At 46.1% G+C, this 14,385-nt stretch carries 14 protein-coding genes; all 14 read left to right on the top strand.

Annotated features, from left to right (window positions below):
• Nucleotides 1–183 precede the first annotated feature (183 nt).
• Nucleotides 184–987 carry a formylmethanofuran dehydrogenase subunit C gene (locus tag QCH34_RS00660; protein ID WP_300328390.1) on the top strand — a complete coding sequence of 268 codons (804 nt, stop codon included), beginning with the start codon at nucleotides 184–186 and terminating at the stop codon, nucleotides 985–987.
• A gap of 78 nt (nucleotides 988–1,065) precedes the next feature.
• The gene (locus QCH34_RS00655; RefSeq protein ID WP_300328385.1) at nucleotides 1,066–1,812 is read left to right on the top strand and encodes a SagB/ThcOx family dehydrogenase; all 747 of its coding nucleotides are present in this window, start codon (nucleotides 1,066–1,068) and stop codon (nucleotides 1,810–1,812) included.
• A gap of 23 nt (nucleotides 1,813–1,835) precedes the next feature.
• Complete coding sequence (locus QCH34_RS00650) at nucleotides 1,836–3,191, top strand: hypothetical protein (RefSeq protein ID WP_300328382.1); 1,356 nt, start codon at nucleotides 1,836–1,838, stop codon at nucleotides 3,189–3,191.
• Nucleotides 3,192–3,213: 22 nt separating this feature from the next.
• Nucleotides 3,214–4,098 (top strand): 4Fe-4S binding protein, encoded by an 885-nt coding sequence (locus QCH34_RS00645; protein ID WP_300328379.1) that lies wholly within the window; start codon nucleotides 3,214–3,216, stop codon nucleotides 4,096–4,098.
• Between the two features lie 24 nt (nucleotides 4,099–4,122).
• Entirely contained in the window at nucleotides 4,123–4,659 is a 537-nt protein-coding gene (gene tsaA / locus QCH34_RS00640) for a tRNA (N6-threonylcarbamoyladenosine(37)-N6)-methyltransferase TrmO (RefSeq protein WP_300328376.1), read from the top strand.
• A gap of 71 nt (nucleotides 4,660–4,730) precedes the next feature.
• Nucleotides 4,731–6,527: a formylmethanofuran dehydrogenase subunit B gene (locus tag QCH34_RS00635; RefSeq protein WP_300328373.1), complete on the top strand. Its 1,797-nt coding sequence runs from the start codon at nucleotides 4,731–4,733 to the stop codon at nucleotides 6,525–6,527.
• Between the two features lie 237 nt (nucleotides 6,528–6,764).
• Complete coding sequence (gene modA / locus QCH34_RS00630; RefSeq protein ID WP_300328371.1) at nucleotides 6,765–7,610, top strand: molybdate ABC transporter substrate-binding protein; 846 nt, start codon at nucleotides 6,765–6,767, stop codon at nucleotides 7,608–7,610.
• A 17-nt stretch (nucleotides 7,611–7,627) separates the two neighbouring features.
• Nucleotides 7,628–8,452, top strand: coding sequence for an ABC transporter permease (locus tag QCH34_RS00625; RefSeq protein ID WP_300328369.1), 825 nt, complete (start codon nucleotides 7,628–7,630; stop codon nucleotides 8,450–8,452).
• Nucleotides 8,445–9,128 carry an ATP-binding cassette domain-containing protein gene (locus tag QCH34_RS00620; RefSeq protein WP_300328366.1) on the top strand — a complete coding sequence of 228 codons (684 nt, stop codon included), beginning with the start codon at nucleotides 8,445–8,447 and terminating at the stop codon, nucleotides 9,126–9,128. Before QCH34_RS00625 ends, QCH34_RS00620 begins: the two co-directional genes overlap by 8 nt.
• Before the next feature lie 245 nt (nucleotides 9,129–9,373).
• On the top strand, nucleotides 9,374–9,511 hold the full coding sequence (locus QCH34_RS00615; protein ID WP_300328363.1) for a hypothetical protein: 138 nt from the start codon (nucleotides 9,374–9,376) through the stop codon (nucleotides 9,509–9,511).
• A 512-nt stretch (nucleotides 9,512–10,023) separates the two neighbouring features.
• Nucleotides 10,024–10,839 carry a molybdate ABC transporter substrate-binding protein gene (modA, locus tag QCH34_RS00610; RefSeq protein WP_300328360.1) on the top strand — a complete coding sequence of 272 codons (816 nt, stop codon included), beginning with the start codon at nucleotides 10,024–10,026 and terminating at the stop codon, nucleotides 10,837–10,839.
• Nucleotides 10,840–10,872: 33 nt separating this feature from the next.
• Nucleotides 10,873–11,661: an ABC transporter permease gene (locus QCH34_RS00605; protein ID WP_300328355.1), complete on the top strand. Its 789-nt coding sequence runs from the start codon at nucleotides 10,873–10,875 to the stop codon at nucleotides 11,659–11,661.
• 116 nt (nucleotides 11,662–11,777) lie between these two features.
• Nucleotides 11,778–12,986, top strand: coding sequence for a gephyrin-like molybdotransferase Glp (gene glp, locus QCH34_RS00600; RefSeq protein WP_300328351.1), 1,209 nt, complete (start codon nucleotides 11,778–11,780; stop codon nucleotides 12,984–12,986).
• Nucleotides 12,983–14,385, top strand: a 1,403-nt coding sequence (locus tag QCH34_RS00595) for a molybdopterin-binding protein (RefSeq protein WP_300328346.1), incomplete at its 3' end; no start/stop codon positions are given. The genes glp and QCH34_RS00595, both read left to right, overlap by 4 nt.

The following is a 14,385-nucleotide window of genomic DNA, read 5'->3' as shown; positions in this document are numbered from 1 at the left end:
CCATGGCAACAAGAGAACGATCTGGGTGAAGCCGAATGTTGCAGAGAATCCACAGGTCATACGGGATATTCAGGATAAATTCCTGAAGGACTATACCGTTGGATCTGACACGTACCAGGTACGGGATTATCTGGCTCCAAACCCCTACGTGATAGAATTTGATGTGGAGGCCTGAGGTGCATTATGGCTCAGATTACATTAAAACCAACGAAAGTGCCTGAACTCTATCTTGAGTGTTATAATATCACCCCTGATGCGTTCGCTGGAAAGTCGCTGAAGCAGATTGCAGATCTGGATGCACATGAGGGAAAAACAAAAGTAACACTTGGTGATTACTTTGAGATCGCCGGGCAGTCCGGAAACACGGCTGAAGAGACGGCTATACTCATTGATGGAGATTGTTCCAGAATTAAGTATATCGGCAACAAAATGACTGCCGGATCCATCACTGTAAAAGGAAACGCCGATATGTATGTCGGCGGATGGATGAAAGGCGGAAAGATCCATGTTATGGGGAATGTTGACTCATTCTGCGGCATTGCAATGGAAGGAGGAGAGATCGTTGTCGAAGGCAACGCCCAGAACCATGTAGGATGCGCATACCGTGGCGACTGGCGCGGCATGAGGGGAGGAACAATCCGAATCAGGGGAAGCGCTGGAAATGACATCGGGACATTTATGCTCGGGGGAACCATCATCATCGAGAAAGATGCCTTCATCCATGTTTCAACCCACGCAGAAGGTGGAACAGTTGTCATCAAAGGCAATGTCCAGGGGCGTGTAGGAGGGCAGATGGTAAAAGGAGACATTTATGTCCTTGGATCTGTCCAGTACATGCTCCCGGGATTCAAAAAAGTGGGTTCTGTCGAGCAGAAGATAGATGGAACTGAGGCAACCTTCACCCATTATATAGGCGATCTCGGAGAACGCCATCCGAAATCCAAGGGAAAGGAAGTGTATGCAAATCTCTATGTTCAGGAAGCCTGAACATACACTTTTTTTAACAAAATCCGAGGGTTTCCCCCTCAATACAGTAAAACAAATCAACCAGCAATCAGGTGATCTATGACCAATCCCGGGAAAGAATTCATGGAAAATACCAGCTATCCGGACTTCTCAACATTTGATATGATATTGAGAGTTCCAGAGCCGCGAAAGGAAAATTCCATTCCAGAAGATGCAAAGATAATAAAACTGCCAAGTCCAAAACGGATCAAATTCCCGGAGGTTTCTGCACGGGATGCACTTGAATATTGGGAGCCTGTAGAGTTCTTCTCACGATCGTCCATGAACCTGAAGGAACTCTCCTACCTGCTCTGGTGTATGCAGGGAGTTAAAACTGTTCAGGACAGGGAGACAATAATAAGAAATGTACCCTCATCCGGGAGACGGCACCCGATAAACACCTATTTTGTTGCCGGGGAAATTGAGGGCATTCCAACAGGCCTGTACCAGTATATACCTTCAAAACACCAGATTGCATTACTTAGAGAGGATTCTGACATTCCATTTGCCATGGGTACTGCCAGCATGAATTTCAAGATGATAACCCGTGCTCCTGTGACCTTCATCTGGACAGCAGTTCCCTACCGATCAGTATGGGCACTTGGTAACAGAGGATACCGGAATGTCCTGATTGAAGCAGGACACGTCTGCCAGGCCTTGGTTATGGCATCTGCAAGTATCGATTATAAAGTCCATCCAATCGATCTCTTCCACGATCAAATGGTTACACAGCTGATAGGTAATGATCCAAATTCAGAATGGCCACTTTATATAGCTGCAGTCGGAAAGACGGTTCCTGAATATTAGGATTTAGCAAAGACAGACCGATCATGATCAGCGGAACAAGCGATACAAATATTTCTGAAATTCAAGGCATAGCTTCCAATACGAGGGAAAATGAGAAGTTCCAGCTGGATCTACGACTTGGTATCCCGCATGCCAAGCTGCCTGGAGCACTCGAATGGTGGGGTGGAGATTCCGGATTATGCAGGAGATCGGATCAACATCCCTATCTTGTCGGAGCTGTTATCTCAGGAGATGAATGGTGCAGTCTGAAAGATATCATGATCGCTGTTTCATATGCATGCCAGAGATCCGGACAGATTCAGGTATCGGCATTTGAAACTCCTGTTGTTTCCGGAGAGGATAGTGTTTCCTTCTATCTTTTCCACCCAAATCCAGGCTTACGTTCGTTTTTCTATTATCTCTCCCGGACAATACCGATAAGTCTCGGAGGGAATACATTTGCGGATGCAATGGTATCAGGAATCCCTGCAACTATGACAACCATCCCGCCATTAGCGCCTGAAAATGACGTGAGAGTAGCAATTCGCCTGAATAAAAGGGTAAAAAACAGAATAGCAGAAAGCAGAAAGAAATCCGGAGATGCACGTACTCTCTATCCCCATGATCTTCCGGGCAGGCCCGTCCGGATTGACATTCTGAGGATGGTTCTGCGGAGGGACAGGACAATTGTTGCTGAATACGATCTGCCACTTGATCGCTGGCTCACACCTCTTCAGGCTGTTCAACGAAAAAACGCACGCAGAACCCTCCGGGAATATAGAATTCAAAGGGGATATCAGATAACAAGGCCGCATAAACGGGATGATGGAGAGATCTTCACGATCAGTGATCTCCACCTTGGTCATGAAAACAGCATTCCCCGCTATAAGCGACCGTTTTTACAGAGTGATCCCGGAGAGATGAATCGTATTCTCATCCGGAACTGGAACTGGACCGTAAAAAAGACCGACAGAGTACTATTCCTTGGAGATCTTGCCTATAAGAGTCTGAACCCGGCCGAATATTATCTTGACCAGCTGAATGGAAGGATAAGCTTTCTTGAAGGAAACCACGATCCCTACCGGCCATTTATGTCTCATTGCCTTCTTATGCAATACCGGGAGATCCCATATCTTTTTATTCACGATCCAGAGGAGCTCATCAGGCCGTTTGATGGATGGGTGATTCATGGTCATGTACATAACAAGGATCTTACCCGGTATCCTTTCTTCAATCCAAAAACAAAAACAATCAACGTGAGCGCTGAAATGATTGGCTATCGCCCAATCCCGATGAGTGAGATCGATGATCTCGTAAAGACAATGGATGAAACCATGACATTCCGTGAGCTTATGCCGGTTCATACACTATCCCCCCTCAATCCCAAAGAACAACTCTGATACAACAACACACGAGGTAACCATGTCAGTCAGACCTGAGATCGAAAACAAACTTGAAAAAAGTGGAGGAGTTATATCCGAGCTGAATAAAGAATGCCGGATAGTTCGTCTCCGAATACCAGGGGGAATCATTTCCCCTGATCAGCTGGTAGCAGTAGGAAAAGCCGCTAAAAAAATTGGTATTGATACTGTTCACCTGACGATACGCCAGACAATAGAAATACCCCACGTCCCATCTGATAAAATCCCCGGACTTCTCAGGGATCTTGAGAAACAAGAGGTGTTCCTAGGGGCAGAATATGAAGAGGTTGTGAATATTACTGCCTGTCCGGGGACTGACAGATGCCGTTTTTCCATCATTGATACACGAAATATCCTATTCCAGCTTGATAAAAATCATCATGGGCGGGATATGCCAATCAGGGTTCGTATCGCCATCTCTTCATGCCCAAACGGCTGCACAAGCGAACGGGCAAGTGAGATCGGCATCACCGGTCTTCGCACTCCGATTCGGAACGAGGGATTATGCACGGGATGCGGGACATGTGCACATACCTGCAAAGAGAAAGCGATTATAATGGTCAATGGTTCTCTGCACCTGGACGAATCACTCTGTGTGAACTGTGGAATGTGCATTGACTCCTGCCCGTTCCACATCATCAAAGGCCACCCCCCCCGGTATATGATCACAGTGGGAGGACGGCGGGGACGCCACATGGTGCAGGGAAGGGAGCTTATTGTGGTGGATTCGGAAGAAAAGGCTGTAGCTGTTGTGGAACGGGTTATTGACTGGATATACAGATTTGCCTATAGCGGAAAGATTCTTACCGATCAGATGGATGCCATGAAATTTACAGATTTTCAAAAACGGATACAGCGAGATTTTCCAGCATCCACAACAGAATGAACAACACATAAATGAGGTTTACATATGAACAACGAACAACAAATCAGAGACAGAGAGGTTATCTATCGCCCAATCGGTGTTGTAAGAACAGAATTCACCGAACAGGAACAAACACCAATCCAGGGAATTTTTAATAATGCCATTGGAACGATTGAACTCTTACCGGAGTTTGAAGAGGGGCTGACTGAGATCGAATCGTTCAGCCACCTCATTCTCCTGTACCATTTTGACAGGGCCGATGGATATACACTCTTACAGCGGCCATTTCTTGATGGCGAACATACACGCGGAATCTTTGCAATCAGGCATTTCAAGCGCCCAAATCCAATAGGAATCTCAATAGTCCGACTGCTTGAAGTCAAAGGCAACCAACTCCGGATTCAGGGAGTTGATATCCTTGATGGGACACCCCTCCTCGATATCAAGCCGTATGTCCACCAGTTTGATAACCGGAAAGAGGTATCAAGCGGATGGGTCGATAACCAGCATCTGGATGAGATTTCTGACTGGAACTGCACTCCAAAAGAGCTGAGGAATCGCAAGCGGACGAATGTCGGCTGATACTCTACTGACACTCTCCTTTTTCATTATATGCGATGAAGAGGGGGCATTTTCGAGGGAAAAACATGAAAATGATGATGAACAGTGGGAGAACGATCAAACAGGGGGAACAACTGTATTATAAAGAGAGTTCTGAATACTCCAAGCAGACATCACTCTGCTTCATACACCCGGCTGATCTCTTCGATATGGGGATTGAAGATGGAGATAATGTCGAGATAGAGACAGTCACTGGAAAAACCGTTTTTAGAACTGTTGAATCTTCGGATGTTGCCCCAGGAGAGATTTTTCTCCCGTGTGGACCATATGCAAATTTTATCCTGCCCCCGGGTACGCACTCGGTCGGTGCCCCCGATTTTAAAACACTCATGGTGGAGATCCGGCCAACATCAAAAGAACTGGTATCTGCCTGGGATCTGCTTGAGGAGGAGGGGGGGATCAGATATGACCAGCCTTCCAGTGGATGTCCAACCATCTCTCCTGAAGGCACAACAACAGTACAGGATGTTACATGCCCTCTTTGCGGCTGCCTCTGCGACGATATTAAACTGACACTTCAGGACAACCGCGTTGTGGAATGTCAAAATGCCTGTTCTGTTGGAAATGCCAAATTCTTAGCTCAAAATCGCCTCATGAAACCAATAAAAAAGGTTGGAGGCGCATGGGAAGAGACCAGCTATGAGGAGGCGATACGATACACAGCAGACGTTCTCAGGAATGCAAAACGGCCTTTACTCTTTGGATGGAGTGGAACACACAGCGAGGCGCAATGTGTGGGCATCAAAATTGCAGAATGTATCGGAGGCATCATCGATAACTGTTCTTCTGAATGCCATGGGCCTTCAATAATGGCGATCCAGGAGGTCGGGCATCCCGGATGTACGCTTGGTCAGGTGCGTCACCGTGCTGATGTTGTCGTCTATTGGGGTGCCAATCCACTCGCAGCCCACCCACGGCATTTAAGCCGATATTCAACCTTTTCTGACAGCCACTTTCTGGAAAATGCCAGTTGTGACAGAACAATAATCGTCGTCGATGTGAGGGAGTCCGAAACTGCAAAGGTTGCCGATGAATTCATCCAGATAAAATCCGGTGGTGACTATGCAGTATTTTCTGCCCTCAGGGCCATTATCCTTGGGAAAGAGGGCGTTCTTCCTGACAGCGTTGCCGGGGTTCCAAAAGATACATTAATCAACCTCGCCCGGATATTACTCAACGCAAAATTCGGAGCATTTTTCACCGGTATCGGACTAACTCAATCCAGGGGAAAATATAAAAATGTCAGAAACGCGATCGAACTCATTGATGAACTAAACCGGCACACAAAATATACTCTCACCCCGATGCGTGGCCACTGGAATGTCAATGGCACGAATCAGACTTTTACTTTTCTTACCGGGTATCCGTATGCTGTTGATTTTGCCCGGGGAGTCACATATTTTAATCCCGGTGAAACCTCTGCCATTGATCTGCTCGCAAGGAAAGAGGTTGATGCATGTGTGATCATCGGAAGCGATCCGGGTGCCCATTTCCCACGAGCCTGTAATGAACACCTTGCAACAATCCCGACAATTGTTATCGACCCTTTCCCGATAATGAGTACAGCTGTTGCCACCCTTCACATACCGGTTGCGATGACAGGAGTTGATGCGGAGGGAATTGCGTACCGGATGGATACCGTACCGCTCATGGTCAAAAAGGTGATGGACTCCATACAACCCGATGATGCCGAATTACTCAGACGGATCCTAAAAGCAATTCAGGAGGGGAATGCACAACAGATCGCCACTCCTGCTTCAGAGATCGATGCCCAAGCCACGATCATACCGGTTGATGATGATCGCCGCCCCCACCTGTCGGAATCATGAAATACTCATTTTTCTGCATATGATCGGCTCTGGTATGCGAACATGCACAAACCGGATCTGATGAAAAAAATAACCACATTCATTTAACCCATTCATTCACCCCATCCAATCAACAACAAACACTATACAAATCCAATGGAAACCATCGGATTTTGTGTAAACAACGTTCACTTAATATAAATAAATATTTAATTCATTTAAGAAAATTTATTACAACTAAATTGATACATATGGATTATGTTAAAAATAATGAACAAAAACACCTGCCTCCTTATACTCATTCTTCTGGCAGCATCCCTCATCATTGCCGGATGTACCGGAATACAGGGAGAAGAGAAGCCAGTTGAAACTGGAGCACAGGGAGAATTGATTGTATATACAGCAGCATCACTGACCGGAGTATCAAAAGATCTCGGCAGTGAATTTGAGAGCAGGTATCCCGGTACAAAAATCACATTTAATCTCGCAGGAACCCAGACCATTAAAAACCAGATCCAAATGGGAGCTTACGCCGATGTCTTCATGTCAGCTTCAACCCGCTATACAAATGAGTTAATGGGTGGAGGATACCTGGTAAATGATACCGTCAAAAAATTTACCTCTAATTATATCGTCATCATTGTTCCGTCAGGAAATCCAGGGGATATACAATCGTACACCGATCTCACAAGGCCCGGACTTAAGATTGCGATGGGAACCGAAGAGGTGCCGGTAGGTATCAATACCCGTATTGTTCTCGATAAGCTGTCCGCTTCACCAGATACTCCTGATGGATGGAAGGACGCTGTATTTCAGAATGTTGTCACCTACGAGACAACCGAGCCGGGTGTTGTAACCAAGGTGAGTCTCGGCGAGGTGGATGCAGGATTTGTGTACGAATCTTCTTTCAGTGCAGCAAAAACCGGCAGTCTTGAACTCATTCCGATCCCCGGGGAATACAATGCACTCCAGATATATACCCTTGGTATTCTGACAGACAGCACAAACAAAAAGACAGGTGAGACGTTCATTGAGTTTATACTCTCAGATGAGGGCCAGAAGATCCTGAAAGATTATGGCTTTACATCAATCTCCACCACCTGATTTTTGGTTACGTTCGAATGAACAACAGACCTGATGCTATGCGGCAGATAATTGGAATATGGGTTGGGCGGGGAGTTGGTGCATCCCTCATTCTTATTGTCTGCCTCTTTCTCTCGTTACCACTTATCGCCCTTCTTCTGCGGGTTACGCCTGAGCTGCTTGCCACCTATATCCCGAATGAAACCGTACAAAAGGCGCTCTGGCTCAGCATTACGACATCAATCATCTCAATGGCCATCGTGATTCTCATAGGAACGCCGGCTGCCTACTTTCATTCCCGATCATACTACCCCGGAAAATCATTCGTTGACACACTCATCGATCTCCCCCTTGTCCTTCCACCGGCAGTGGCAGGTCTTGCACTTCTCCTCCTCTTTGGGAGAACCGGGCTCCTTGGGAAGTACCTGAATGTGATCGGAATTGATATTGCATTCACGACCTTCGCAGTTATTCTGGCACAGATCTTCGTTTCCTCACCCTTCTACATCAGGCAGGCAAAAGCACTCTTCGAACAGCTGGATCCTTCATACGAAGAGACGGCAAAGACACTTGGTTCATCATCCCTGCGGACCTTTCTCTTCATCATTCTGCCACTCTGTGCAACCGGACTCACCTCCGGCGCGATCATGACATTTGCCCGTGCGCTCGGGGAATTTGGGGCAACCATTATGTTTGCAGGAAACCTGCCCGGCATTACCCAGACGATGCCCCTTGCCATATATGCAGCCATGCAGGGAGATTTCGATGTAGCAATCACCATATCGGTTCTGCTTGTGGCAATATCACTTGCAATCATGCTGACTGTCAAACTACTGACTGAGAAATGGAGGTACAATGTTTAAATTCGCTGCCAGAAAGGAACTCAGGGATTTCACCCTTGATCTCTCCCTTGAGGTTGCAGATGGGGAGATCATGGTGCTGATGGGTGGAAACGGTGCCGGAAAAACGACCGTATTGAGGCTTACAGCAGGACTCCTCACCCCGGATGCCGGAGTGATAGAAACCAAAAAGAGGATCCTCTATCACCATCAGTCAAAGATCAATTGTCCGGTACAGAATAGGAATATCGGGTATGTCTTTCAGAATGCAGCAGTTTTTCCGCATATGAGTGTCTATGATAATGTCGCATTCGGCCTGAGAGCCCGTCGCGTCGATTCTCTGGAACTGGCTGACAGGACAGATGAATGGATGGATCGGCTTGCCATTTCAAATCTTGCAACAGTCCGGGCAGGCCACCTCTCAGGCGGGCAGAAACAACGCGTTGCCCTTGCACGGGCAATGGCAACAAAACCGGATCTCCTGATGCTTGATGAGCCATTTACCGCACTTGATCAAAAAAACCAGATTGCTGTCAGAGAATGGATCTCTCTCTGTGTACGTGAGCAGAAGATCCCCTGCCTGCTGGTAACCCATAATCCAACTGATGCAGAGGCAGTGGGCGATTCCGTCTGTGTCATTGATCGCGGCTGTGTTATAGAGGATAACAGCATGAGAGGCTATTTTGATAATGCCACATGAGAGCTAAGGCTTTTGCCAGGAATAAAAGAATAACAGCAGGATAAGGATCAGCCGGAACATATCGAAGATAAACCCACATATAGTTTATGAGAGGAGAAACACGTAGATACTCAGTAAAAGGATCAACACCAGCACCATTTTTGATCACCATGAATTTCGTTTCGATCCGTAATCTTTGAACGGTTAGAACGGAGTTACCAGGTTTTAGGAAAGACATATTAAACAGATACAGGATATCCAAAGAAATGAGAGAATTCTTCCTTGATTCAGTCTCTCTTGGTATTGGAAAGGGAGATGCTCCATATCGACTACATACTCCATCGTTATCCTATACACTCTCCGGAGGCAAACAGCAGCGGACGGCTATTGCAGGGCGATCGTGATGAATCCGGGGGCGCTCCTCCTGGATGAGCCACTCAGCGCACTTTATGCAAAGACCAGGTAAAAGCGACAGAAAGAACTGAAATCCCTCCACAACATCATACAGACAAACATTATCCATATCACCCATACCTTGAGGAGGTCTTCGATCCGTTCACTTTTCGCGATACGCGTCGCTCTAATACTTTCAGATGCCGGACGGAGTTTTCCAGGTGCTGTGGGAAACCAGTTCTTCAAAACGGGTTATTTGTACAATTTTTGGGATGATACAGATTCAGATCAACCCGATGTCTGAACCAGATGAGAGATCATAACTGACTAGTTTCGCGCGGAGGTAGTTTTTATCAGGATAAATTGAAGGTTCAATTAACCCCCAACACCAAAACAGAATCTGAAATGATCTGAATAAACTGACACGATCTCCTTCTTTCATTATTCTTAACCAGGTTAAATAAATATTATTAATAAATATCATATAGAAAACATTAAATTTTAAAGAAATGACGAGAACCTTATGAATAACAAACGAATTGCATCTATTGTATTCCTGCTGTTAATGGGATTGTCCCTCTCTGCAGGCTGCCTCACAGCGTCCTCACAGGAACATGAAAGCTCATCCGGCGAGCAGACACTCCTTGTCTATTCAGGTGCCGGCCTGAGCGCCCCGATGAAAGATATCAAGACAGTGTTTGAAAAGGAACACGGAGTGACAATCGAATATAGTTTCGGAGGAAGCGGAACACTGTTACCCCAGATGGAGATTACACAAAAAGGAGATCTCTTTATTGCAGGCGGCATGCCAGCATATGAGGCTGCATTGAAGAAGGGGCTTGTCACCGATTGTGAGCTTGTTGCATACCATGTCCCGATTATCGTCACCCCTAAAGGAAACCCGGCTCAGATCAGATCAATTGAAGATCTTGGCAAACCAGGCATTAAAGTTGCATTAGGAGATGCAAATGCAACAGCTGTTGGAAAGCAGGCAAATAAAATTCTTCAAAATAAGGGGATTCTTCAGGAAGTGAATAAAAATGTCGTCGCCAGAACCGCCACCGTCAATGAGCTTGTCACATATATCACTCTGGGTACTGCCGATGTGGCGATCATGATGGAGGATCTCTTTAATCCCGAAACCATGGATTGCATCAGATTATCAAATGAGGATAATGTTATCTCTGTCATTCCTATCAGTGTCTTGACATTTTCTGAGAAAAAAGACATGGCAGAGATATTCCTTGAATTTGTTTTATCAGATACAGGAAAACAAATATTTGCCGATCATAACTTCGTTCCCTATCCGGATCCGCAGTACGGCACCATTTCACTATAATAACAGATGAAAGAAGTGGAGCATGCACCAGAGATGAAATCCAATCTCCGTTTTATTTTCATTATTATAATACTCTCAATCTCAATCAGCACCATTATCATACTGGGAAGTCTCATATGGTCTGTACAACCAGAAGATCTGATAAGGAACCTGACTGATCATGAGATCCTTTTTGCAATAGAACTGAGTATAATCACCGGACTGGTATCCACAGCGCTCTGCCTCTGCGCTGCAATCCCGGCTGCTTATGCACTTGCACGTTTTAATTTCAGAGGAAAAAGGTTTTTCAGTACCATAACCAACCTACCGCTTACCCTTCCACCACTTGTTGCAGGCATAGCCTTATTGATCTTTTTCGCCACAAACCCTGCTGGCAAAGCACTTGAAGAACTTGGATTAAACATTATATTCACCCCTCTTGGTATCATTGTCGCACAGTTCTTTGTCAATGTCCCATACCTGATCAGAGTGCTTAACGGAACTTTTTCCGGGATCAATCCACGATACGAACATATTGCACGAACCCTTGGATGCACTGATGCCGGCACCTTCTGGAGAGTTACCCTTCCGATGGCAAGAAGAGGGATTATATCCGGAACCGTTATCACATGGTCAAAAGCAATGGGAGAGTTTGGAGCAGTCTTGATGCTTGCGGGTGCAACACAGATGAAGACAGAAACCCTTCCAATAGCCCTCTTTATCAATATGTCTACAGGAAATCTGAATATGGCGATCGCCGCGGCTACAATTCTTATGGGAATCTCCCTCATCGTTCTTATACTATTTGACTATCTGGAAAACGGCCGTGCATCTCATTGGTGAAAGATGAAAAATCTTTGACAGGAATTAACATATATAAATATAATGATATTGTTCACACCTTATCATAAACAATATACATCAGTAAACAGAAATATATTATCAACAGGTGTATTCAGATGGTTCTGTTCTTTGAAGTAATCAGGGTTGATGAAGCGATAGACATAATCCGGACTATCACGCCAACATTAGACCTGGAAACAGTACCATTACTGGAAAGCCTTGGCCGTGTCACAGCATCCGATATCACCTCATCCGAAGATATACCTGGTTTCAGGCGATCGATAAAAGACGGATATGCAGTTCGATCACAGGATATAAGAACTGCCTCTGAAGTAACTCCTGCAATCCTGAAAAAGGTCAGACCCACCACCATGGGTTTTCAAAATGAAGCCAGAACCATCAATGAAGGCGAATGCATGTACATACCAACCGGTGCGGAATTACCAGGTGGTGCTGATGCCGTTGTAATGGTTGAATATACCGAGGGGGCAGGACCCCGGGTAGTCATCACAAAAAGCGTAAAACCAAACGAAAACGTTCTTCTCCCGGATGAAGACTTCAGAATTGGTGAAAGACTCATTCAACGGGGAACCACCATATCGCCGCGTGAAATCGGAGTGTTGGCTGCAAGCGGAGTCTTTTCTGTTCCGGTCATACGAAAGCCCGTTATTGGAATTATCTCCACAGGGATAGAACTGGTCGAAACAACAGCAAATCCTCGCAGAGGTGAAGTGAGGGACGTAAACTCCTGGGTTATTGCCGCCTTTCTAACAGAACACGGTGGCACACCAAAGATGTACGGGATTGTCAGGGATGATCCTGAAGAAGGTTATTCTATCCTCTCAAGGGCTCTTGATGAATGTGATGCCGTCCTGATATCAGGTGGAAGTTCCAAGGATACTAAGGATATTACCGCATCGATAATAACCCGCCTGGGAAAGATTCTCGCCCACGGGCTTGCTCTTGCACCGGGAAAACCGACAATCATTGGTACATGCAGGGGAAAGCCGGTTATTGGAGTTCCGGGACATCCCTCATCCACCTATATCGTGCTGAATGTGCTCGCCACTCCGATGATTGCACAATTTTCCGGCACCACCAGGTTCAGGCCTGCTACCGGATATGGCACATTACAGGAGAACATCACCTCCGAGCGTGGAAGAGAAGAGTGGTTCAGGGTTGCACGAAGCGGAGACATCATCACTCCCCTTCCAGGAAAATCCGGGCTGGTGAGAACACTTGTGGAAAGTGATGGTTTCATTCGCATTCCACAGGATAAAGAAGGAATAGAAGCTGGTGAAGGAGTTGAGGTGATCTACTGGTGAAACGGTACCTCTCACTCACCAGCATGGAGGAAGCGGTAACGATCCTCAAGAAGAGCTTTTGCCATCCTGAAAAAAGTGAAACGATCCCTGTGGAGGAATCCGGAGGCAGACTCACCATAAAACCACTTTATTCTTCTTTCACCATTCCAAACACAGATATTTCCACAATGGATGGATATGCAGTATCTGCTGAAGATTTAGCAGATGCATCGGATAGAAACCCTGTCAGGTTATGTGACGAAGTCTGGGTCAATACCGGCAACAGCATTCCACCCGGATATAATGCAGTTATAGCAGTTGAAGATGTATATTCAGACAATGGGAACCTTCTCACCAGAAATACCGTACTTCAGGGGCAGAATATCAGAAAGATGGGATCTGAGATACAGAAAGAGGGACTGATCCTGCCACCCGGCCATTGTATCCGAAAATATGATATCGCCCCCCTTGTCACCTATGGCATTTCATCAGTTGATGTTGCAAGCATTTCTGTCGGTTTGATCCCAACAGGAAGTGAACTCGTCTCATCCGGGATGATCCCGGGTCCGGGGCAGGTTGTTGAGAGCAATACTGTGATGGCAGATGTCTGGCTCAGCGGAATCGGGGTAACATGCAGACGTTATCCCATTACAGGAGATCAACCGGAAAGCATCAGATCTGCAATAGAAGAGGCAGTTTCAGAGAATGATCTGGTCATCATTTCTGCCGGCACCTCTGCCGGATCACGGGATTACACTTCCCGGATACTAACAGAAATCGGGGAGATTCTCGTCCATGGTATTGCCATGATACCAGGCAAACCAACAATTATCAGCAGAGTCTCCGGGAAACCGGTCATCGGACTGCCGGGATCTCCACAAGCTGCCCAGACAGTCCTCAGGGAACTTGTCATCCCCCTTTGCACTGAATGGGGCATGTCAGGCAACGATGATGAGCAATGCACCGTTCGCCTGACACAGGCAATTACATCAGAGGCAGGATTTGATGAGTTTGTGCCACTTATCATTGGAAATCTTAATAATGAAATGGTTGCTTCTCCCCTTTCAAGAGCCCCGGGTATGCAGCGATCAGCACTTACTGCAAATGGATACATCCATATTCCACAACATATCGAAGGGTATCAGACAGGAAGTATCGTTGATATTCATCTTACCGGTAAGAGAAGCGAGATTGAACGAAGCTTACTATTCTCCGGCCAGTATCATCCATACCTCGACTGGCTTTCAAATTGTATCAGCAACAAACACATTTCATTATATGTGAGGAATTCAGGCATTTTAGGAGGCATTCTCTCACTCCGAAAAAAAGCCTGCCATGCAACCCCGCTCAGTTATTCTGGATCATCATGCGGTACACAGATACCCTATATTGCCGATTATTTTGACAAGGGAGAACTTGC

It is taken from the genome of Methanocalculus sp. (assembly GCF_029762515.1).
In the GTDB taxonomy this organism is placed as follows: Archaea; Halobacteriota; Methanomicrobia; order Methanomicrobiales; family Methanocorpusculaceae; genus Methanocalculus.
Note: the sequence above shows the minus strand (reverse complement) of the source record. Positions and strands in the feature narration are given on the sequence as shown.